Annotated in this window: 23 protein-coding genes and 1 pseudogene; 19 read left to right on the forward strand and 5 right to left on the reverse strand. The window is 46.8% G+C overall.

Annotation, left to right across the window (positions count from 1 at the left end; translation table 11 throughout):
- Nucleotides 1–76 precede the first annotated feature (76 nt).
- Nucleotides 77–1,243, forward strand: coding sequence for a cation:proton antiporter (locus WS_RS06410; RefSeq protein WP_011139200.1), 1,167 nt, complete (start codon nt 77–79; stop codon nt 1,241–1,243).
- A gap of 10 nt (nt 1,244–1,253) precedes the next feature.
- Here WS_RS06410 and WS_RS06415 read toward each other — a convergent pair whose 3' ends face one another.
- Nucleotides 1,254–1,619, reverse strand: a complete 366-nt coding sequence (locus WS_RS06415) for a c-type cytochrome (RefSeq protein WP_041571829.1) — start codon at nt 1,617–1,619, stop codon at nt 1,254–1,256.
- A gap of 68 nt (nt 1,620–1,687) precedes the next feature.
- On the opposite strand from WS_RS06415, the gene folD reads away from it, so the two are divergent.
- Genes folD through WS_RS06475 form a run of 12 tightly spaced genes read left to right on the forward strand, consistent with a single transcriptional unit; the run spans nt 1,688 to nt 10,936 of the window.
- Nucleotides 1,688–2,548: a bifunctional methylenetetrahydrofolate dehydrogenase/methenyltetrahydrofolate cyclohydrolase FolD gene (folD, locus tag WS_RS06420; protein WP_011139202.1), complete on the forward strand. Its 861-nt coding sequence runs from the start codon at nt 1,688–1,690 to the stop codon at nt 2,546–2,548.
- Nucleotides 2,545–3,369, forward strand: a complete 825-nt coding sequence (gene lepB / locus WS_RS06425) for a signal peptidase I (protein ID WP_011139203.1) — start codon at nt 2,545–2,547, stop codon at nt 3,367–3,369. Before folD ends, lepB begins: the two co-directional genes overlap by 4 nt.
- Nucleotides 3,366–4,019, forward strand: a complete 654-nt coding sequence (locus tag WS_RS06430) for a site-2 protease family protein (protein ID WP_011139204.1) — start codon at nt 3,366–3,368, stop codon at nt 4,017–4,019. Before lepB ends, WS_RS06430 begins: the two co-directional genes overlap by 4 nt.
- A 34-nt stretch (nt 4,020–4,053) precedes the next feature.
- Nucleotides 4,054–4,485 (forward strand): ribose 5-phosphate isomerase B, encoded by a 432-nt coding sequence (gene rpiB / locus WS_RS06435; RefSeq protein WP_011139205.1) that lies wholly within the window; start codon nt 4,054–4,056, stop codon nt 4,483–4,485.
- 6 nt (nt 4,486–4,491) lie between these two features.
- Nucleotides 4,492–4,824: a hypothetical protein gene (locus tag WS_RS06440; RefSeq protein WP_011139206.1), complete on the forward strand. Its 333-nt coding sequence runs from the start codon at nt 4,492–4,494 to the stop codon at nt 4,822–4,824.
- A gap of 27 nt (nt 4,825–4,851) precedes the next feature.
- Nucleotides 4,852–5,400 (forward strand): adenine phosphoribosyltransferase, encoded by a 549-nt coding sequence (locus tag WS_RS06445; protein WP_011139207.1) that lies wholly within the window; start codon nt 4,852–4,854, stop codon nt 5,398–5,400.
- A gap of 2 nt (nt 5,401–5,402) precedes the next feature.
- Nucleotides 5,403–6,605 (forward strand): tryptophan synthase subunit beta, encoded by a 1,203-nt coding sequence (gene trpB / locus WS_RS06450; RefSeq protein WP_041571831.1) that lies wholly within the window; start codon nt 5,403–5,405, stop codon nt 6,603–6,605.
- A 33-nt stretch (nt 6,606–6,638) separates the two neighbouring features.
- Complete coding sequence (locus WS_RS06455; RefSeq protein ID WP_011139209.1) at nt 6,639–7,199, forward strand: DedA family protein; 561 nt, start codon at nt 6,639–6,641, stop codon at nt 7,197–7,199.
- Between the two features lie 14 nt (nt 7,200–7,213).
- Entirely contained in the window at nt 7,214–8,665 is a 1,452-nt protein-coding gene (locus tag WS_RS06460; RefSeq protein WP_011139210.1) for a leucyl aminopeptidase, read from the forward strand.
- Between the two features lie 3 nt (nt 8,666–8,668).
- Nucleotides 8,669–9,769 (forward strand): redox-regulated ATPase YchF, encoded by a 1,101-nt coding sequence (gene ychF, locus WS_RS06465; protein ID WP_011139211.1) that lies wholly within the window; start codon nt 8,669–8,671, stop codon nt 9,767–9,769.
- Nucleotides 9,762–10,619 (forward strand): radical SAM/SPASM domain-containing protein, encoded by an 858-nt coding sequence (locus tag WS_RS06470; protein ID WP_041571833.1) that lies wholly within the window; start codon nt 9,762–9,764, stop codon nt 10,617–10,619. The genes ychF and WS_RS06470 overlap by 8 nt, the downstream gene beginning before the upstream one ends.
- 32 nt (nt 10,620–10,651) lie before the next feature.
- Nucleotides 10,652–10,936 (forward strand): hypothetical protein, encoded by a 285-nt coding sequence (locus tag WS_RS06475; RefSeq protein ID WP_011139213.1) that lies wholly within the window; start codon nt 10,652–10,654, stop codon nt 10,934–10,936.
- Between the two features lie 40 nt (nt 10,937–10,976).
- Here the strand turns inward: WS_RS06475 and WS_RS06480 are convergent, their stop codons facing one another.
- Nucleotides 10,977–11,414 (reverse strand): nucleoside deaminase, encoded by a 438-nt coding sequence (locus WS_RS06480; protein WP_011139214.1) that lies wholly within the window; start codon nt 11,412–11,414, stop codon nt 10,977–10,979.
- A gap of 177 nt (nt 11,415–11,591) precedes the next feature.
- Between WS_RS06480 and WS_RS11295 the strand changes: the two are divergent.
- The 3 genes and pseudogenes from WS_RS11295 to WS_RS06495 all read left to right on the forward strand — a co-directional run.
- Nucleotides 11,592–11,843: pseudogene (locus WS_RS11295) on the forward strand (transposase); the annotation flags it as partial.
- Between the two features lie 309 nt (nt 11,844–12,152).
- Nucleotides 12,153–13,343, forward strand: coding sequence for an IS3-like element IS1302 family transposase (locus tag WS_RS06490; protein ID WP_011138235.1), 1,191 nt, complete (start codon nt 12,153–12,155; stop codon nt 13,341–13,343).
- A gap of 93 nt (nt 13,344–13,436) precedes the next feature.
- Entirely contained in the window at nt 13,437–14,429 is a 993-nt protein-coding gene (locus WS_RS06495; RefSeq protein WP_041571834.1) for a hypothetical protein, read from the forward strand.
- 82 nt (nt 14,430–14,511) lie between these two features.
- Here the strand turns inward: WS_RS06495 and WS_RS06500 are convergent, their stop codons facing one another.
- Together WS_RS06500 and WS_RS06510 are read right to left on the reverse strand one after the other, a co-directional pair.
- A complete protein-coding gene (locus tag WS_RS06500; RefSeq protein ID WP_041571836.1) occupies nt 14,512–14,799 on the reverse strand; it encodes a hypothetical protein in 288 nt (95 codons plus the stop codon).
- 212 nt (nt 14,800–15,011) lie between these two features.
- Nucleotides 15,012–16,184 carry an IS3 family transposase gene (locus tag WS_RS06510; protein ID WP_011139217.1) on the reverse strand — a complete coding sequence of 391 codons (1,173 nt, stop codon included), beginning with the start codon at nt 16,182–16,184 and terminating at the stop codon, nt 15,012–15,014.
- A 220-nt stretch (nt 16,185–16,404) separates the two neighbouring features.
- On the opposite strand from WS_RS06510, the gene WS_RS06515 reads away from it, so the two are divergent.
- Genes WS_RS06515 through WS_RS06525 form a run of 3 tightly spaced genes read left to right on the forward strand, consistent with a single transcriptional unit; the run spans nt 16,405 to nt 21,969 of the window.
- Nucleotides 16,405–17,544, forward strand: coding sequence for an MFS transporter (locus WS_RS06515; RefSeq protein WP_011139218.1), 1,140 nt, complete (start codon nt 16,405–16,407; stop codon nt 17,542–17,544).
- Between the two features lie 7 nt (nt 17,545–17,551).
- Nucleotides 17,552–19,939 carry a dynamin family protein gene (locus tag WS_RS10665; RefSeq protein WP_011139219.1) on the forward strand — a complete coding sequence of 796 codons (2,388 nt, stop codon included), beginning with the start codon at nt 17,552–17,554 and terminating at the stop codon, nt 19,937–19,939.
- Nucleotides 19,936–21,969 (forward strand): dynamin family protein, encoded by a 2,034-nt coding sequence (locus WS_RS06525; protein WP_011139220.1) that lies wholly within the window; start codon nt 19,936–19,938, stop codon nt 21,967–21,969. The genes WS_RS10665 and WS_RS06525 overlap by 4 nt, the downstream gene beginning before the upstream one ends.
- Here the strand turns inward: WS_RS06525 and WS_RS06530 are convergent.
- Nucleotides 21,966–22,385, reverse strand: a complete 420-nt coding sequence (locus WS_RS06530; protein ID WP_011139221.1) for a hypothetical protein — start codon at nt 22,383–22,385, stop codon at nt 21,966–21,968. The genes WS_RS06525 and WS_RS06530 overlap by 4 nt on opposite strands.
- Nucleotides 22,386–22,443 lie beyond the last annotated feature (58 nt).

The raw sequence follows: 22,443 nt of genomic DNA on the forward strand, positions 1-22,443 counted from the left end.
ATCCAAAGAAGTCAAAAGAGGAACTTTGGTAAACTCCTCTTTTGAAGTTTTGCTCCAAGGGGTGGTCGCTTTATCCATGGAAAATCTAATCGTTTTTGGAATCATCTCTGTCCTCATAGTCATCTCTCCCTTTGTCAGTGCTCTCTCCAGAATTCCGCTAGTGGTCGTGGAGATACTGCTTGGAATGGCGGCTTTCTACATGGGTGTCATTGAACATTCTGATGCTCTAAAGATTGTAGCGAAAATTGGTTTTTTATACCTTATGTTTTTGGCAGGAATGGAGGTGGACCTCAAAAGTTTTCTCACCCTCGGGAAGGAACTACTCAAAAAGGCCGCCATCTACTTTGGCGTGCTCTACACCCTCACCCTCACCCTCGTCTTTTACATGGAGCTTCCCGCGATCTACATTGTCGCTTTTCCCGTCATGTCGCTTGGCATGATCATGGCGCTCATCCAAGACTATGGAAAGCAACAACCTTGGCTCAATCTGGCGCTAAAAATAGGAATCATCGGAGAGCTTATCAGCATCGCTGCCCTCGTGATTATCAATGGTGCCTACTCTTTTGGCATGACCATTGACCTCTACAAGACTCTCGCCGTGCTCCTCATCTTTTTGCTTGTGATCATCATCCTCTTTCGATTCGCCAAGATCATCTTTTGGTGGTTTCCTTCGCTCAAGCTTCTTTTGGTGCCTCATGAAAATTCAATGAATCAAGACATTCGATTCAGTATGATGCTCTTTTTCGTGATGATTGGAATCGTCTTGTACTTAGAGCTTGATGTGGTGCTTGGCGCCTTTTTGGCGGGAATGTTCTTGGCGACCTTTTTTCAATACAAAAAAGAGCTTCCTGAGAAGCTTCACGATTTTGGATTTGGCTTTCTTGTCCCCCTCTTTTTCGTCTATGTCGGCTCCACGCTTGACATTCATCTTATCATCCAAAACCCTCAGCTCCTAAGCCACGCGCTCTTTGTGACGCTCTCCATGATCACGATTCGACTCATCGCCGCCTCCATCGCTTATGGAAATTACTTTAAAAGCGCGCGAAACACCCTGCTCTTTGCCCTAAGCGACTCCATGCCACTCACCTTCCTTGTCGCCACTGCCACGCTTGGAATCCAGCTAGGAGCCATCACTCAAATGGAGTATTACGCCTTTGTGATCGCCGCTCTCATGGAGGGAATCCTCTTCACGATGCTGATCAAATTCATCTATGTTTGGAGCGAAAAGCGCAAAATCAGCTAGGGAGTGTTGTCTATTTCTGCTTTTTGGGGAGAGGAGGGGTGCTTTTGTAGCGCTTCATCTCTTGCAAATAGCGATAGATCGCCTGCAGTTCCGAATCTTCGAGATGATACTTTGGCATCACCTTGTTCTCTTTGAGGGTCGCTTGGGAGAATCGCTCATAGGAGAGCTCATTAATAGGGGGAGCGATGAGCGGTTTGAGCTTGCCTTTATGCTGGTATTGGGCGATGATGGAGCCCTCGCCCTCTTTGCCGTGACAATGAACACAGCCAATTCCCCTAGGGTTTTCATAGAGCATCTTGCCATATTCAAAGGGTGTGATAAAACTGCTCTCCGCACTCAACATCACAGGAAAGAGCCACCACCACGCAAGCCTCATGCCCACCCTTAAAGTAAAAAAAATAGAGTTTCCCCTATAATACCCGACTTCACTTTTAAAGGCGATAAATGCAACTGCTCGATGGCAAAGCCCTCTCTTTGGAGATTGAAGCCAAAGTCAAAGAAGAGGTCATGATTCTCACCTCCTCTAGAGGAGTTACTCCGGGATTGGCGGTGATCCTAGTCGGCAGCGATCCGGCCAGCCAAGCCTATGTGAACATGAAAGCCAAAGCCTGCAAACGCGCAGGAATCTACTCCATCACACACGAGATGCCAGAGAGCACCACCGAATCACAGCTCCTCAATGCCATTTCGATTCTCAACAATGACCCCAATATTGATGGAATCTTAGTCCAGCTCCCCCTACCCAAACACATCAACACCGCCAAAGTGCTTGAGGCGATCGCCCCCCACAAAGATGTCGATGGATTCCATCCCCAAAATGTGGGCAGGCTCACCTCCAATCTTGGCGGATTCGCCCCTGCTACCCCCATGGGAGTGATGCGACTGCTCCAAAAATATGGGATTGACCCCCAAGGTAAAAACGCTGTGATCGTGGGCGCAAGCAATATCGTGGGCAAACCCATGGCCTCACTCCTGCTCAACGCCAACGCCACCACCACCCTCTGCCACATCTACACCAAAGACCTCGCCTCTCACACCCAAAACGCCGATATCCTCTGCGTGGGCGTGGGCAAACCCAACCTCATCACCGAATCGATGGTGAAAAAGGGGGCGGTGGTGATCGATATTGGTATCAATCGTCTTGAGGATGGCTCCCTCGTGGGTGATGTGGATTTTGCCTCCGTCGCGCCTAAATGCTCCTACATCACCCCCGTTCCCGGAGGCGTGGGCCCCATGACCATCGCTTCTCTTTTAGAAAATACGCTCAAAGCCGCCAAAACTCGACAGGAAACACCCCAATCATGAAATGGTTCAAAAAACTCTACGACTTTGCCAACAGCTGGACGGGAACCCTTATTATCGTCCTTGGAATCATCTTCTTTGTCGCCCAAGCCTTTGTGATTCCAAGCGGAAGCATGATTGGCACCATGCTCATCGGGGACAATCTCTTTGTGAAAAAATTCGCCTATGGCACCCCCACCCCAAGACTCCCTTGGCTAGAGTGGAAGGTGCTTCCCGATTTTAACGACAACGGCCACCTCATCGAGGGCGATCGACCCAAAAGAGGCGATATTGTCATCTTTCGATTCCCCTTGCAAGACACGATTCACTATGTGAAGCGCTGCGTAGCCAAAGAGGGAGATGAGGTGATCTACGCCGAGGAAGGGTTCTATTTTCGCCCCATCGAGGGAGACGCCTATATCCATGAGCGCTACAAAGGAGTCAAAACGCGCCATTTCTTTGGGAAGCTCTTCGTCTATGATCCCTATTTGAGCGAACATTCGGGCGTCCACTATGAGAAAAAAACAATGAACGCCTTCGCCCAAATGCTCCACTACGCTAGCGCCAATCAACTCTTCATGAGCGCCCACAGAAGCGCAGAAGGAGAGATATTTTTCTATCACAAAGTCGAAAAAGATCACTTCTTTATGATGGGAGACAATCGAGACAACTCCAACGATTCCCGATTCTGGGGAAGCGTGCCCTATAAAAATGTCGTCGGCAAGCCTTGGTTTGTCTATTTTAGCTGGGATGAAGATTACAAAATCCGCTGGAATCGAATCGGCAAAAGCATCGAAACTTTAGAAGACGAGCTACGAGACGCTAAAGCCAAGGAGGCCTTGTGATAGAGATCAAAGGAATCGACCCCCTCTATCAGATCATCACCCTCATCCTCGCCCTCTTGGTAGCGATTATTGGGCATGAGATCATGCACGGCTATGTCGCCTATCGCTATGGGGATTTCACCGCCAAAAATGCAGGTCGATTGAGCATCAATCCCTTGGTTCACATTGATCCCATTGGCTCGATTTTGGTGCCCGGACTCCTCTATATATCAGGCGCTCCTTTTCTCTTTGGCTGGGCCAAGCCTGTGCCTGTGGACTCTTATGTGGTGCTCAAAAATGGAGGATACAACGCAGGAATCGCCGTCTCTCTTGCAGGCATAGCCTATAACTTTGCCCTAGCGATTCTCTCGGTCTTGCTTCTTGGGATCGTCAATACCGAAGAGTTCTTTGGCGCGATCGTTGCCCTCTTTTTGCTCCAGCTCACCCTCTATAATGTTGTCTTGGGAGTCTTCAACCTTTGGCCTATCCCTCCGCTTGATGGCTCTAGAGCCCTTGCTTACGGATGTCTCAAGTATCGCTTCATGAGCCTTCCCCGCCTTTTTGGCCAGCTAGAACCCTATGGGATGATCATCCTAGTGGCCATTTTGGCCACCCCGCTCTCCCAATGGTTCTTCTACCCCGTGAGGCTAATTTATGGTTTTTTGCTATAATTGACCCGACTTTAACGACACGAAGGATTGAGTTTTGACCTACTTCATCGCCACTGATCACGCTGGATTCTCCATTAAAGATCATGTCAAAGAGTTCATCCGCCAAAAAGGCCACGAGGTGATCGACCTAGGACCTGCGAGCGCCGATAGAGTTGACTATCCTGACTACGCCCACGAGCTCTGCCAAAAGGTTTTAGAGAACAGAGAGAGCGCAGGGATCTTAATCTGTGGGACAGGGATTGGCATGAGTATCACCGCCAACCGCCACAAAGGAATCCGTGCCGCCTTGTGTCATGATGCCTACACCGCCACCCTCACCCGAATGCACAATGACGCCAATGTCCTCTGCATGGGAGAGCGTGTGGTCGGGCTGGGCGTGGTCGATTCGATTCTAGAGGCTTTTCTTAGCACCCCGTTTGAGGGGGGTCGTCACGCCTGCCGCATCGGCAAAATCGAACAAGAGTAGGATTCTATGTTTCTTGAGTGGTTCGTCGTCTCCAGTCTTATCCTCTTTGTCCTTTTCATGCTGATTAAAACCTTTTTCTATAAGAGTGTCGCCCAAAAGGAGGAGAAGAGTAGCGCCGTGATGAAACTCACTCTACAAGAGGCAGAGATTCTCATCCGAAAGCATCAGCTCCAGCTCCAGCGAGCCCTTGGAAACATTGATATTCTAACCGATGAAATCACCTCGTTACGCAACGAAGTTAAACTGCTCAAGCAGCGCAACTCCCAATACCGAATCGAGAGTGAAAAATACAAAAGCCGCATCAAAGATCTAGAGCAGAAAATCGAAGCTCTCCTCTAGAATTGCATCTGGCCTTAAGGAGTTTTTATGTCCGTCCTCGATGAGAATCAAAAGCAGTTTTTGCTTGACTCTATCCGTAACATTCCTGACTTTCCCAAGCCCGGAATCCAATTCAAAGATATCACCACCCTCCTCAATGATCCCAAGGCGTTTGGCTTTTTGATCGATTTTTTAACCGATCGTTACGCCCGTTTTGAGCTTGATTACGTCGCGGGTATCGAATCGCGCGGGTTCATCTTTGGCGCCGCTCTTGCCGCCAAGCTCGAAGTCGGCTTCGTCCCTATTCGGAAAAAAGGGAAGCTCCCCTCCACCACTATCGCCGAGAAATACTCGCTGGAGTACGGCTTTGATGAGGTGGAGATTCATATCGATGCTTTTAGAGAAAAAGAGGGAAGCCGAGTCCTCCTCATCGATGATCTCATCGCTACAGGCGGGACGGCTGAGGCGGCAGTGAAGCTGATCCAATCCGCCAAAGGTCACTGTGTGGAGGCTTGCTTCCTCCTGAATTTAGAAGAGCTGGGAGGGGCCAAAAAGGTCTCCAATCTCGCTCCACTCTACACTCTATTGGATATTTGACCATGTTTATGCCCACCCCTAGTCAATTTGACCCCGATGAGAGAGGCCATTTTGGAAAATTTGGCGGGAGATTTGTCCCTGAGACACTGATGCCTGCGCTCTTAGAGCTAGAGAGTGCCTACAATGAATTACGCTTTGATCGAGAGTTTTGGAGCGAGGTGGACTACTACCTCAAAGAGTATGTGGGTCGCCCCAGCCCCCTCTATTATGCGGAGCGTTTGAGCGATGAGTTAGGAGCCAAAATCTACCTCAAGCGCGAAGACCTCAACCACACGGGCGCTCACAAAATCAATAACACTGTCATCCAAGGACTACTCGCCAAACGCCTTGGCAAGAAGAAGATCATCGCCGAGACAGGCGCAGGGCAACATGGAGTCGCGACCGCGACCATCGCCGCGCTTTTGGGTCTAGAGTGCGAGGTCTTTATGGGCTCCAAAGACACCGCCAGGCAAGAGCTTAATGTCTTTCGCATGAAGCTCCTTAGCTCCAAAGTGCAAAGCGTGGAATCGGGCTCAAAGACACTCAAAGATGCGATGAATGAAGCCATCAGACATTGGGTCACTCACGCGCGAGACACCTTCTATATCATTGGCACCGTGGCAGGCCCCCATCCCTATCCCATGATGGTGAGGGATTTTCAGAGTGTCATCAGCTTTGAAGCTAAAAAGCAGATTTTAGAGAAAGAGGAGCGACTGCCCGATTATGTCATCGCTTGCATCGGCGGAGGGAGTAATGCCGCAGGGATGTTTGCTCGATTTCTTGATGAGGAGAGCGTGAGATGCATCGGCATTGAAGCAGGGGGGCTTGGCATAGAGAGTCATCACCATGGCGCCAGTCTCGCCAAGGGATCACCTGGGATTCTTCATGGACAGATGAGCTACCTCCTTCAAGATAGCGAGGGGCAGATCGAGGAGGCCTATTCTATCTCGGCAGGACTTGATTATCCAGGGATTGGCCCTGAACATGCCTACCTCTTTGAAAGTGGCGCGGCGGAGTATGATCATGTGACCGATGCGGAGGCTTTGGAGGCGTTTGTGTGGCTAAGCCAAAAAGAGGGAATCATCCCTGCTTTTGAGAGTGCTCACGCCATCGCCTACCTCAAAAAAGCGCGCGAGCGCTTCAAAGATAAAGTGGTGATTGTCTCGCTTTCAGGTCGAGGGGACAAGGATATGATTCAAGCAAAGAATCTTCTCAACTTCCACTAATTCATCTCAAAAAATCAACACGAGGCAAACGACGTGGAAGAGCTATTTCTTGGCTGGTTGAGAGATTACGGTTACACGATTCTCTTTATCTGGAGCATGATGGAAGGCGAGATGGGGCTCATCATGGCAGGCATCATGAGCCACACAGGCCATATGCAGATTCTCATCGCCATTGTCGTGGCAGGGCTTGGAGGCTTTGTCGGCGATCAGATCTATTTTTATATTGGGCGCTACAACAAACAGTTCATCTACAGGCGGCTCAAGACCCAGCGCCGCAAGTTCGCCCTCGCCCATCTTCTGCTCCAAAAATATGGCTGGCCTATCATCTTCATCCAGCGTTACCTCTATGGAATGCGCACGGTGATTCCCATGTCCATTGGCGTGACCCGTTATAGCGCGAAGATGTTCGCTCTCATCAATTTCTGTAGCGCCATTGTTTGGGCTGCATTCACCATATCGCTCGCCTATATTTTGGGCGAGGAGCTCCTCGCTATTGTTCACTGGATCAAAGATCACTTTTATCTCGCCATCCCCCTAGCGCTTCTTTTAGGCGGGGGAATTGCTTGGTATTTTCACTATCAGACCCGTAAATAAAAGGATAAAAATCGATGGAAATTTTATGTCACTCGGCTCCTTTGCATGAAATCAAAGCCGAAGCTTCACTTATTTTTGTCATCAATAAAGAGTTTTCTCACGAATGGATTGCCGATTCTGAGCTGTTTGGGAGTGTCGGCTTTGAAGGCAAAGAGGGGCAGACGCTCTTTATTCCTCAGAGCAAAACCCTCTATTATGCCCTCGATTCCCTCACGCCTGATTCCATCCGCGAATCAAGCGCCAAAGCCCTAAGGGCTCTCAAAAAATACCCCTTCTCCTCCTTCAAAGTCGGAATCTACACTCAAGAGTCACTAGAGTGCCTAGAGGCGATGGCGGCGGGATTTTTACTCGGAGATTACAACTTTGAGACCTATAAATCTCAAAAAAGTGAAAGCAAACTCACCCAAATCCTCATCTCACTCCAAACCCATCTAGGTCGCCAGATCGATTCTAAGAGCTTTGAGACGATTTTGGCTCGCCAGAGTGCGATCGCTAGAGCAGTCAATCTCGCTAGAGAGCTAGTCAACACTCCACCTGAGGATGCGACCCCTCAAAAGATTGCTCAAGCCGCCCAAAAGGTCGCTCAAGAGCATCAGCTAGAGTGTCGAATCGAAGATGAGAAGTTTTTGGAAAAGGAGCAGATGGGCGCTTTCCTCGCGGTCTCTAGAGCGAGCATCCACCGCCCTAGACTTATCCATCTCACCCACCAAAGTCCAAAGCCCAAGCTCAAAGTCGCTCTCGTTGGCAAGGGTCTCACCTATGATAGTGGCGGTCTGAGCCTCAAGCCTGCGGATTTCATGGTGACCATGAAAGCTGACAAAGGCGGAGGTTGCGCCGTCATCGCCATTCTCCAAGCCGCCAAAGAGCTAGGATTGGAGCTGGAGCTTCATGGAATCGTAGGAGCCACGGAGAATATGATCGGAGGCAACGCCTACAAGCCCGATGATGTTTTGCGTGCCAAAAATGGCAAAACCATCGAGATCCGCAATACAGACGCCGAGGGGCGATTGGTATTGGCTGACTGCCTCGTCTATGCCCAAGAGCTCAAACCTGACTACATCATCGACCTCGCCACCCTCACGGGGGCTTGCGTAGTGGGGCTTGGTGAATACACCTCAGGCGTGCTAGGACACAGTCAAGAGCTCAAGCACCGCTTCATCGAGTGCGCCACCCAAAGCGGTGAGCTGACCGCTGACCTCCCCTTCAATCGCCATCTCAAAAAACTCATCGAATCCAAAGTCGCGGATGTCTGCAATGTGAGCTCCACACGCTATGGTGGCTCCATCACTGCGGGACTCTTCCTCTCTGAATTCATCGAAGAATCTTACAAAGAGAAGTGGCTCCACCTCGATATCGCTGGGCCTGCCTATGTGGAAAAAGAGTGGGATGTCAACCCTCATGGCGCAAGTGGCGCGGGTGTGCGCATGGTCTTACAATTTTTAGAACAACTCACAAAGGAATCATAAAATATGGCACTTAGCATCGGAATCGTAGGTCTCCCCAATGTCGGCAAATCCACCACTTTCAACGCCCTCACCAAAGCGCAGAATGCGGAAGCGGCCAACTACCCCTTTTGCACTATTGAGCCCAACAAAGCGATCGTGCCCGTGCCTGACTCGCGCCTTGAGGCACTCGCTAAAATCGTCAATCCTCAAAAAATCCAATACTCTGTCGTGGAGTTTGTCGATATCGCTGGATTGGTCAAGGGTGCAAGCAAGGGGGAGGGGCTGGGGAATCAGTTCCTCGCCAATATCAAAGAGACGGAGGCGATTTTGCATATCGTTCGCTGCTTTGAAGATGGCAACATCACCCATGTAGAGGGAAGTGTTGATCCTCTGCGCGATATTGAGATCATCGAAACAGAGCTTTTGCTAGCGGATATGCAGACCCTAGAGAAACGCATCGAGCGCCTAGAGCGCACTGCCAAAACCGACAAAGACGCCAAAGACGCCCTAGAAATCGCCCAAGCGCTCATGGCACACATCGAATCAGGAAATGCCGTCCGAATCTTCCCCCAAAAAGAGCACGAAAGCTTCAAAGAGCTCAACAAAGAGCTTCGATTCCTCACCAATAAAGAGATCATCTATGGTGCCAATGTAGACGAGGAGGGGCTTGGCGAGGACAATGCCTTTGTCTTGATCGTCAAAGATTACGCCCAAAAAAATGGCTGCGAAGTGATCAAGCTCTGCGCCAAGATCGAAGAGGAGATGGTGAGCCTAGAGCCAAACGAGAAGCAGGAGTTTTTAGAATCACTCGGAGCTAGCGAATCGGGACTGGATCAGATCATCAAAAAGGGCTTTGAAAAGCTTGGACTCATCAGCTACTTCACCGCTGGAGTCAAAGAGGTGCGCGCATGGACGATTCGCAAAGGCTCCACCGCCCCCCAAGCCGCCGCAGTGATTCACAAAGACTTTGAGCGAGGATTCATCCGTGCTGAAACCATCGCCTATGAAGATTTCATCAAACATGGCGGAGAGCAAAAAGCCAAAGAAGCAGGGGCGCTCCGCGTCGAAGGGAAAGAGTACATCGTCCAAGATGGCGATGTGATGCACTTCCGCTTCAATGTCTAAACCCTTTTACAAGATTCATATCGAGATCACCGATTTTTGTGGGCTCTCCTGCCACTTCTGCTCTCCTAGGAAGAATCATCGAGGGGTGATGAGCCTAGAGCTCTTTGAGCGCTCCCTCCTGAAGTGCGCTCCCCACACCGATCTCATCGCCCTCCATCTGCTGGGCGATCCTCTCACGCTCCCCTCACTCCCAAGCTACCTAGACGCATTAGAGCGCCACTCTCTGCGCGCTGAGGTGACGACTTCGGGCTTTTTTCTAGGCGAGAGAGAGCGATCCGCCCTCGCCCACCCCGCCATCAAACAGGTGAATCTCTCGCTCACGAGCTACTTCTCCAACGCCAAGCGCCTTGGGCTAGCGGAGTATTGGAGCAATATCTTAGCGCTTCTAAAAGAGCGAGAGAATCGAGGCTCTCCAGAATACCTCAACCTCCGCCTTTGGAATCTCCATAGCGAACCGCGCCAAGAGGAGCTCTTCCAAAGAATCGAATCGCACTTTGGATGCAAGCTCGACCTCTCCAAGAAGCGCCAGCGGCTCGCCCCCAAGCTCATCCTCGATCTAGATGAGCTTTTTGAATGGCCCAACCCCCAAGCTCCCGCTCAAACCCAAGGCTACTGTCTCGCACTCCAGACCCATCTGGGTATTCTCTCTGATGGAACGATTGTCCCCTGTTGCTTAGATGCCCTAGGCGAGCTAGCCCTTGGAAAGATCCAAGAAGGCTCGCTTGATGAGGCACTCCACTCTCCTAGGGCCACAAAAATCAAAGAGGGGTTTCTCGCGGGAAGGCGAATCGAGCCCTTTTGTCAGCGCTGTGGCTATGTGAAACGATTCGACAAGGAAAATGGGCTATAATCATCCCAAACCTCCAAAACCAAGGAGCCCCCTTGACCATCTGGAAAGCTCTCCTCTTTATCCTCTTCTCGCTCTTTATCTATGTCGCATGGATCATGCTCGGCGGCAACAACTACGAAGCCTTGGCGCTAGCGCTCGTGGTCTTTTTGGTGTTGCTCATCAATCCCCTCAACATCAAAAAAATGACTCTCGGCGAGGCAGTGGATAAGCGCTACCAATACAACAAAGAGCGAATCGTCGAAATCGAAAAAGAGAAGCTCAAGCACCGCACAGAGCAGAGCAAGAAGCGGGCGCTAGAGGAGATGAAGAAGAAGTGAGTGCGCCCTAGCGCCTTTGATGATGCTTGGTGTGGATTGGTCACACTCCGATGTCTTCATTCCATAATTCGGGATTCTTTTGGATAAAAGCCTCCATCAGCTCGCGACATTTTGGGTCATTGATCACTTTGACTTCAACACCTCTTGATTTGACATACGCTTCTGGACCACGAAAGGTTTGATTTTCGCCAATCACTAACTTGGGAATACCATAAAGCAAAATGGCGCCGCTGCACATATCGCAAGGCGATAGCGTCGAGTAGAGCGTGGCTTTGCGATAATCACTAGCACTCAGTCGCCCCGCATTTTCCAAACAGTCCATTTCTGCGTGCAAGATAGAGCTTCCTTTTTGCACTCTTTGGTTGTGACCGCGCCCCACTATTTTGCCATCTATCACCAACACCGAACCAATGGGTATGCCACCCTCATCTAGCCCTTTTTGGGCTTCTTCTAGGGCTGCTTCTAAAAATTTGTCCATCGTTTTGCCTTTTTCATATTTCTAGAGTGCTTTGCATTATATATATTTTATTCTATGGTGGCTAGCCCCAGACTCTCTCGTGACCTTTTCACAACGATACAAACCCTGTACCCCTCCCCAAAAACTAGACCGAATATGAGTTGATAACTTCTGCTAAAATAATTGCAGGAGTTAGGAATGAAGAAGAGTAGATTTACAGAGAGCCAAATTGTGGGCATTTTAAATGAAGTAGAAGCTGGGATGAGAGTTTCTGATGTGTGTCGTAAACATGGTGTTAGTAATCAAACCTTTTATGTGTAGAAAAGTAAGTATGGAGGTATGAGCGTCTCGGACATAAAACGTCTCAAAGAGCTAGAGAATGAGAACGCTAAGCTTAAAAAGATGTTTGCAGATATGGCACTTGAAAATCACGCACTAAAGGATCTTTTAGAAAAAAAGCTCTAACGCCTGACGGTAAACGAGAAGCTGTAGAGCATCTTCATAAAGAACATGAGCTTTCTCTTCGTCAGGCATGTAAAATAGTTGGACTAAATCGTAGCAGTTTTTATTATCAAGCTACACCAAAAGAGGATAGAGAGGTGATTGATGCGCTCAATCACTTTGCTACTAAGCACATCCGTAATGGTTTTAAAAAGCTCTATCTTCGAATTCGTAATGCAGGATATGATTGGAATCATAAACGAGTATTATACTGCCACTAAAATTCAAGACAATAAATTGAAAGGTTTATCTTCCTAAATGGTAGAATTTTCTAAAGATTTAGGAGAGGAAAAAATGAGTAGAAAAAGAAAAAGCTATAGTGCAGAATTTAAAACTAGAGTTGTCTTAGAATTACTAGGTGGCGAAGAGACTGTAGCACAGATTGCCAGTAAATATGAGATTACACCAAAAAGTCTCATTGATTGGAAAAAGCAGTTTTTAGAGAATGCATCACTAGTATTTGATGTAGGTTCGGCTACTAAAGCCTATAAAGATGAGATAGAAGAGCTAAAAACAGAGAATGATGCTCTAGCAAAGAAATTAGGAAAAACAACCATAGAGAGGGATTGGGCAGTGGGAAAGCTAAAGAGCTTGGGCTTATCAAATAAAAAAGATCTTGTCACACCCAAGCTAAAGAATCTCTCCATGGCAAGACAATGTGAAATAATAGATTTAAATCGCTCAACCCTTTATTATGAACCTAAACCCATATCAGACAATGATTTAAAAATCATGAAAAGGATAGATGAGATATATACTGATATATCCTCAACCTATGGCTATCGGTTTATGCATAGGCAGCTTTTGGAAGATGGATTTTCAATTGGTGTAAATAAAGTCAATAAGCTAATGAACACTATGGGGATACAGGCAATCTTTCCAAAAAAGAAACGACACACATCCATTAAAAACTATAAACATAAAATCTATCCATATCTACTACGAGAGCTTGAAATTAACAGAGCCAATCAGGTTTGGAGTGGAGATATTACCTATATCCCAATCAAGGGTGGTTTCGTGTATTTGTGCGCCATTATTGATTGGCACAGTAAAACGATACTCTCATGGAAAATATCAACAACTATGGATACATCTCTTGTAACAGATGTTTTAAAAGAAGCCATTGAAAAATATGACATTCCTGTAATATTCAACTCCGACCAAGGTAGCCAATATACCAGCCATGAACATACAGAACTTCTCAAGAAACACAACATTCAAATCTCTATGAACGGTAAAGGCAGATCCATTGATAATATTGCCATTGAGAGATTTTTTAGGACTTTAAAATATGATGAAATCTATATCAATGAGTATAGCTCTATTTCAGATCTCAGATTTAAGGTTTCAAGATATATCAATTTTTACAATCACAATAGATTTCATTCAGCACTAAATTATCAAAAGCCCATGAATGTTTATCTAGAAGGGTTGAAAAACGTTGCTTAAATTAAAGGCTAGAGGCTGGAAGATGAATTCTCAAAAAGTTGTCTTGACAAATGGTGGCAGTATAGTCTAAAAATTGGGGAGGGGTACATGAGTATGAGAAAAATTCAATCTAAATTACTTCCAAATGATTGGTTGAAAAGAGTAAAAGATTTTGATATAGACAAATCTTCTCTCTCTGACAGCCAGAAAACAATTTCAAAATATATCAAAGGCTATATTATTACTGAAAAAGAAAATTCTCTTAGTGATTCACTTTCTGTTGTATTCATTAAGTATGTAATATTTAACAATGACTTTTTACTAAATTATAATGATTTACCAATTAATCTTATTGAAAATGCAATGAATGAATTGAATGGTATGAGCGGATTAGAATTTAGTAAGAAGTTACATTCCATCTTTATTGAATTTATGACATATCAAAAATTTTATGAGTTTGGATATGTTATCAATACATTCAATAGAGATAATGGATCTTGTGATTTGGTTATGAATAAGAATAATGAAACTTTTAATATTGAAGTTAAATTCAAAGAAAATGATGACATATCAATTTCAAGATTATTTGATATTATTGATGGATTTAGTTTATTGAATAAAAATGGATTTGTAAGAGATTTATTTTTAGAAATTAATTTAAAAGTGGAAAATATCAATAAGTACAAAACTGAAATCATAGCTGAGATTAGAGACTTTTTTCAATTACAATATGATGTATATAATGGAAATTATCTACAAATTTTTAACTCAAAAAAGAGAAACCAATTAAATAGAGATATTCATACCAATTCTCTGTATATAAGTAAATTCATCATCTCTGATGAATTGGAAGACTTAATTCATGCTAAACGAATGATTAAAAAGTTATTCATTGGGAAAGATAGACATATTACAAATCTAATTAAAAAATCTTCTGAATATCAAAATTTTATTGGTTGTCTATCTTGGGCAATTCCATTCCATAATAGTGTTGATTTTAAAATTATTGAATTGGCTTTTAGAGAGTTATTGGATTTAGATTTTGATTTACATATTTTTATCAGTCATATGGTCGATGGAGAGTACCATTTCATTCTAAAAAAATGATACTAAAATCTCAAATTTTTTAAATAAGTTACAAATAAAAAAACTAAAATTATTTTTATGTTTTTATAAAATAAAAATGAAACTACTGAGATAATTCCTTATACTTAGTTGTATCATTTATATCAATAGTAATCTGATTTTTTAATTTGTCTTCCATAAATTTATTCTCAATAAATATTTCAATTGTCCAATAATTTTCATTCAGTATTTTTTTTAAATCTTTAATTTCAGATATTTCATACAGAAATTCTTTCTTTATTAATACATTTAATGTTGAAGTGATAACACCATCATCTGTCACTATAACTCTAAATTGAATTCCATCACTAACTTCTCTTATTGTTGATTTTTTTATGTTTACATCAATCATTTACTCTCCCATCTCTTTTAACTTCCCATTCAGAGAATTTTTCTTATTAGATGAACGACTTTTGATTTTAGAGTATCCAATAAACTTACCATCTTTATCATTTGGATTGATTTCACAAATCTCACAGTAAGATAAACATTTCTTTTTTAATGTATCCAATATAATGCCCCTAAAAATCAACACACCACTCTCCAACTTTTTATTTTCACCTCTCACGCTACTGTCTGTGCTTCAAGGTAGACATTCATCGGTTTTCGGTATTCGATCGATGAGTGAAATCGCTTGAAGTTGTATTTGTGGATATAGTTCTTGATGCCCTCCTTGAGCTCTTTGATGGTTCTGTAATCATTGATATAGATGCTACTGTGCTTGAGGGTTCTAAAGAACCGCTCAATAGCGATGTTATCGATTGACCGCCCCTTGCCATTCATGGAGATGGCGATCTGGTGCTCCTCTAGCAGCCGGGTATGCTCTTCACTGGTGTACTGGCTACCCTGGTCAGAGTTAAAAATCCTGGGAGCTGGGTGGGTCTGCAGGGCCTCTTTGAGCGTATCAACGGCCAGTGAGGCATCCATTGTATTGCTGATCTTGTAGGCGAGTATCGCCTTGGAGTGCCAGTCGATGATGGCGCATAAATACATGAAACCACCGTTCATGCGGATGTAGGTGATATCACCACTCCACACCTCGCCGGGCCTATCCACCACTACCTGCTTCTTGCTGTTGTGGTACTGGCTGAGCAGATAGGGGTAGCGTTTGTACTCCAGGTTGTGGATGCTGGTGTGCTTTCGCTTTTTCGGGTAGAGAGCTCGCAAATTCATCACCCGCATGTATTTGAGCACCCGCTCTTTGCCGATGCGATATCCATCTTCTAAAAGCTGCTGATGGATAAAGCGGTAGCCATACTCGGCGTTATCGGTGGCGATCTCGCCGATGGCGTGCATGATCTGCAGGTTGGCTCTACTTAGGGAGATCGGTTTATAGTAGTAGGCCGATCGGCTGATGCCCAGAAGTTCACACTGCCTTGCGATACTGATGGTTTCGGGCTTGGACTCGACAAGAGCTTTTTTATTCGATAAGTCCAAGCCCTCGAGCTTTTTTGCTAGCCACTCCTTCTCGGCGACCGATTTGCCCAGCTGTTTTTGTAGCTCTTCGATCTCCTGCTCTTTGCTTTGTATCTGGTCTTTGTATTCCTGCAAAGCCTTAGCTGGCTCAAAGGCCAGGGAAGCGTTGGCTAAAAACTGTCGCTTCCAGCTGTTTAGCGTCTGGCTGGTGACCTGATAACGACTGGCAATCTGGGCTAGGGTCTCCTCCTCTTTGAGCATCTCCAAAACAATCCTAGTCTTCTGCTCGGAGGTATAGCTCACTCCTTTTTTACGGCTCATGATGTACGCTCCATGGTTTGACTCTCCATTCCTTGGTTTATTGTATCTATTGTATCTGGTTGGAAAATCAATTTGGGTGAATGGGTGTTTGGGATTTTGGGGGCATTATAACTGGACGCTGGCACAGATTTTTGAACGCTCCCCGTCGTCCCCACCCCTTCTATTCAGCTCTCTTTATAGCAAAACCTGCTAACTTTCCATTTTCGATTCGGGGGCGGTCATGAAAAACTTTACCTTGTCGGTCATCATCTACATCACCATCATCACACTCTCGCTCATGTATATCACCCAACCCTTACAGCCGCTCTTTTCCAAAGAGTTTGATGTCCCCATCGCCAAGGCCTCATTTCTCACCTCGATCATCCTGCTCCCCCTCGCCCTCGCCCCTATATTTTATGGCTACCTATTAGAAAAGAGCTCTCCCAAAAAGATTCTCATCTTCTCTCTCTCCTGCCTAGGAATCCTTCAGATTCTCATCTCTTTGGTGGAGACCTATGAGCTCTTTTTGGGGGTTCGATTCCTTCAGGCGCTCTTCATCCCCGCCGTCCTCACCACTATCCTCACCGTCCTCACAAGAATCGATCAGCAAAACATCCAAAAATATGTGAGCATCTATGTCGCTAGCGGCGTAGTGGGTGGATTGGCTGGGCGGCTATTTGGTGGCTATTTTGCCACTGTCTACTCTTGGCAGAGCGCCTTTTTGATTCTTGGGATTCTCGTGCTTCTTGGCGCCTATCTCGTGAGTCGCCTAGAGAGCTCTCCGCGCGCCAACCTCATCAAACTCACGCCTAGAGACATTCTTGATCACCTCCAAGATAGACGCTACGCTCTGCTCTTTTTCACCGTCTTTATTCTCTTTTTCTCTTTTCAAGCGATTCTCAACTTCCTTCCTTTTCGCGCCAAAGAGCTCAATCCTGAGATCAAAGAGAGCATGATTGGGCTTCTTTACATGGGGTATGCTATTGGAGTGGTTGTCTCGCTTTTAGCGGGTCGCATCACCAAGTGGCTGGGCTCCAAAGAGATCGCGATTGTCTTTGGACTCTCTATCTTTGCCCTGAGCACGACCTTGACCCTGAGCTCCCAATTTGCGTGGCTCATCGGCTCAATCTTCGTGCTTTGCGCAGGGATGTTTATCGCTCATTCGATTCTTTCGAGCTTGACCAACTCGATCTCTCCAGAAAAAAAGGGGATCGTCAATGGCCTATATTTAGCGTTTTATTACGCAGGAGGGACTATAGGCTCCATCGCCCCCGGAGTGATTTATAAACATTTCGGGTGGAGTGCTTTTGCGCTCTTTGTCGGAGGGATGCTGCTTTTTAGCGCCTCTCTATTCTTCTGCTATCGAAAACTCTTTAGGTGATATTTGCATGATTCAATCTTTTAAAGACTTCTTTATCCTCGTTCACAACGAGGATTGGGAGCCTCTCTCGCCTGTGCTCCCTCAAGGTCTCATCGACTCTCTCCAAGAGGAGGGGATCGATCTCTACACGGTTTTGTTAGCCTGCAACGCTCGCAATTTTGAAGTCTATGCCAAGATAGAGTTCTTGCAAGAAAAGAGTCAAGCTTGGCTAGGAGAGAATCTCAGCCTAGAAGGAATCAAGCTCCTCCAGCTCGCCACGCTCACGCTTTTAGTCGAATTCCCCTCCTCAAGAATCTTTCAAGAGATTCTAGATCGCCTCGCACGCCTCAAAAAAGAGGGGGTGCTCCTTTATGAAGAGGAGCAGAGAATCCGCGCGATCATGCATCAGCTCATCCCTGCCCACGCTGAGAGCCAAAATAGTTCAAGCACTTTGGCGTTTGAATCCTCAGGTGATATTTTTGAGGAGAGCTTCCTTAAAAGTGGCCTCCAAAGAATCGATCGCGTGATTGAGGCGTTTCACCGCTCTTTCCCAGAACATCGCGCCACAGGAGAGCTAGAGCGCGTGCGAGGAGAGCTAGAGAGCCAGAAGTTCTCCATCGGAGTCACGGGTGTCATGAGCGCAGGCAAAAGCACGATGCTAAACGCGATTTTACAGCGAGAGATTCTTGGGACTTCGGTGATTCCTGAGACGGCCAATCTCACGATTCTTCGATTCGACCAAAATGAACGCGCCATTGTCCGCTTTTGGAATCGCCACGAGTGGGAGATGATCGCTCAAAGTGCCCAGTTTGACGAGGGAATCGACTACTTCATGAAAGAATCGCTCACTGTTTTTGGGACGGTGCTCCACGAATATATCACCCAAGAGGGGCGCACCTATGAGATTCCGTTAGAGGAGCTCTCCACCTACACCTCCGCCAAGCACCCCTCCAAGCTCTGTAATCTCGTCAAATCAGTGGAGATTTTCACGCCGCTAGAGTTTTTGGATGATGGGGTGGAGATCGTGGACACCCCGGGGCTTGATGACCCCCTCACCCAGCGCGAAGAGATCACCAAAGAGTATCTCGCTAGGTGTGATGTGATGCTCCATCTCATGAATGCCGCCCAGCCCGCAACCCAAAAAGATGTCGATTTTATCATCGATGCGCTCATCTATCAAAATGTCTCTCGACTCCTTGTGATTCTCACAAGAGCTGACTCGCTCACCCCTCAAGAACTCCAGCAGTCGATGAACTACACCATCTCCAGCATCAGAGAGCGATTGTGGGTCTATAACCAAAAGGCGAGCTTTGAAGAGATCACCGAGCGCCTTGACTTCCTCCCTATCGCCGCCAAACTCGCCCTCCTCCACCGCACAGGCAAAGGAGAAGAAGCGCTAGAGAAAGGCTATGAGCTAGAAGACACGGGTATTCTCAAAGTCGAATCTTATCTCAGGGAGATGCTCTTTGGCCCCAAAGCCCAAAAGCCTAGAACCCTCCTCTATGGAGCGTGCAAAGAGATGCTTCGCCTCTTTGAGACACTCTTTAAAGAGATCGAATTGCAAAAACATTTCCTAGCCGAATCGCTAGAGAGCCTCAAAGAGCGCCTAGAGACCCTAAGCCAAAGAGAGCGCCACATTCAAGGAGTCATCCAAGAGATTCAAAAGGCAATGCAAGAGGCGCGCCAAAACCTCATCGAATACACCCAAAGCCTCAACTCCAGCGTGGAATTCAAACTCCTAGAGACGCGCAATATCCTCCAAGAGCGCGTCATGGATGATGTCAATTATGAGTTTGGCAAGGAGCGTAAACCCACCAGCGCGCGCTTAGAAAATATGATCGAGCTTGGGATTAGAGATGGAATCGCCGACACCGCACGAGACTATCGCCACAAATTCGCCAAAAAGCTCCACTTCCTCACCCAAGAGATGGAGGCGGAGTTCGCCAAGCTCTCCGATCTCCTCCCCCTAGAATTCCTCGAAGAGACCCTCCGAAGCTTCAATGGAATCCTAGGCGATGATCTCAAAGAGGGGCGCTTCATTGAGAGCGGCTCGATTCTCAAAAAGAGCGTGGCTAGCAGTGTCGCTAAATACTCCAAGCCCAACGACGAGAAGCTAGAGCAAGAGCTAAGAGGGGCTTTTGAGTTCTCTTTTCGCTCGCTCATCCAGAGCGCCCACCAAAAGACCGAGGAGCTCAATATTCGACTTTTAGAGCGCTTTGATGCCATCATCGCCAAGCTCTACAAAGAGGCGCAAAGCGTGCTAGAACGCAACCGAGCACTCTTGGCGCAAGAGATTCTCCAAAAAGAGCAGAGTGAGGGCAAAAGAGAGCAACAAGAAAAAGAGCTTCTCTTCCAAGAGGAGGTGCTCCTCAACGCCCAAGAGGAGATCGAAAAGCTTCTCAAGGAGGTCGCATGACGCTGCTAGAACAATTCATCCAAGCCTACAAAGAGGGAAGCGAGGTCATTCAGCCCACTTTTGATGAGAATCTCCTAGGTCTTCTTGATCTCTGTCGCTACACCCTGAGCAATGAAAAATTCCTCCCCTCCAAGGAGCTCAAAGAATCACTAGAGGGTCTGCGCCAACGAGCCCTAGAGCCTATGAAAGTCGCCATCATCGGTCAGTTTTCTGCGGGCAAATCAACCTTTTTAAATGCGATTCTCTCCAAGCCCATCCTCCCCACGGGCATCACGCCCGTCACCTCCAAAATCTGCCATCTGCGCTATGGCGAGGAGTTTTCCTTAGAGGTGATTTTAGAAGATGGGCGCACGGAGTTTCACAAAATCGAGAATCTCAAAACCATCGAAGAGGACCACACCCGCAAGATCAAGCAACTCACCGTCTATGCGCCCGTGGAGCTTCTCAAAGAGGTCACTTTCCTAGACACGCCGGGATTCAACTCCCAAAACGAGCGCGACACCAAAGTCACCTCCGAGGTGCTCGAAGAGGTCGATGGCATCATCTGGCTCACCCTCATTGATAATGCAGGCAAACAGAGCGAGCTAGAGATTCTCCAAAATCATCTCTCCAAATACGCCACCAAGAGCCTCTGCGTGCTCAACCAAAAAGATAAGTTCGATTCACCCGAAGAGATCGAAAACACCGTCTCTTATGTCAAGAATCGCTTTGGGGAGTTTTTCGCCGAGGTGATTCCTGTCTCTTCCAAGCTCGCCCTCCAAGCCAAGGGCTTTGACAAGGGCGAGATCGCCCAAGAGGAGCTTTGGCAGCTCTCTAGGGAGTTGATCCAACTCTCTAGCACTAAAGAGTTCAACAAGGAGAAGATTCTAGGATTGATCATGGAGCATGAGAGGCGCGTGGAGGGCTTTTGCGTGGAGGATTCTCAAAAGGCGATGCGTCTTTATGAAGAATCCAACTTCAAGCCCGTTCTCTCCTTCATCCACCACTCCATCCGCCCTCAAGCCCTGAGCGCCAAAGAGTTTGCACTCAAACGAGAGCTCCTTAAGACCATCGAGATTCTTAGAATCCAATATGAAAATTTCCATGGAATCTATGAGAAGCTCGAAGGCGTCTTTAAAAGCTACGAAGAGAATCTCGAAAGCTCCTTAAGAGAGCTCAAAAATAGCCATCGCCAAGAGCTCCATCTTATCGCCCAAGATATTCGCTACCATCTGGAGAATATCGCGGAGATTCTCTTCCGGCATATCCGCAAAGAGGATCGCTTGCATCTCTCCAAGCGCTCCAAAGCGCTCTTTGGAATCGCCTCCATCCATCAAAGAACTCTCCTAGTCGCACGCTTAGATAAGGATCGAATCAACGAAGAGCTCTTTTTAGGAGATTCTAAAAATGTGCGATTCTTCAAGGCGCTCCAATTTAAAATCAGGCGAGCTGCTGAAAAAATGGAGAGCTCTTTTGAAGGGCTATTGCGCCACCTAGAGCAAGAGATCAAGCTTTGGCAAGAGCCCTACGAGCTCGCACGCAAGCGCCATCCTCTAGGCTCAGACAGCGCCCACTCCAACCTCAGGAAATTTGCCGCCAAAAGCTATGAGATGCTTCTTAAAGATTTCACTAAACATCAGCACGAGATGGCGACTTTTGTTCATGCGGAGCTTGGTTCTCTGCTTGCACTCTTTAGCGGAGCGCACGAAAAGATGCTGGAGCTGGCAATTTTACGACTTGAAGAGCGCATGGAGAGTTCGATTCTTCGACACCTCAACAACCCCGCGGATTTTTCGATCTATCATCCAAGCCTTGATGAGATTCGCACGCTTCTTGAAGAATCGTTTGCACTTCACACCTATTTGCCCAAGATCGAGGGCGAAGGCACGGTCGCTGATCGAGCTTATCAAAAGATGTTTGCAGGCTCTCATCAACTCCTTGAAGAGAAACACACCATCATCAAAGAGCGTCTTACAACCATGCAAGAGAGACTAGCGACCCTAGAATCGCTCAAAGAGAAGATTCTATCAACCGCCAAAAATGGAGGCTAGGCGTTGACATTGATTGAGGAGGCGGTGCCTTGAAGGGCTTCAAGCTTCCCTAGCATCTTACTCCAAAAGCCTGCACCCCCTGCATCTCCACTACTCATAAGCGTCTGCATCATGCTTTTGACCTTGGAGAGCACATTGGTGCGCTCATCATCACTCTTCGCCTTGCTCGCTCCCGTGGCTTCAAGAAGCGAAGAGGCCTCTTTCTCGCTCATTTGACCCACTTGCACCATGATAGAAGTGAATTGCTTGAGCTCACTAGCGCTCATATTGGTGAAATCGTAGCGGTTATTAAACTTTTCAGAAACTTCTTGGATTGTCTTTTTATCCGCTTCGCTGAGCGTCTTGCTGGTCGTAGCCGCGCTGGAGTATTTAGAGAGGATATCCGAATCGTAGTAGGAGGTGGAAGTCACTTGCATGTAAGCCCCTTTGAAGAAAAGTAATCTTTCTTCAAAGAAGCAATTTCTATACCCAAGG

Source organism: Wolinella succinogenes DSM 1740 (genome assembly GCF_000196135.1).
GTDB lineage: Bacteria > Campylobacterota > Campylobacteria > Campylobacterales > Helicobacteraceae > Wolinella > Wolinella succinogenes.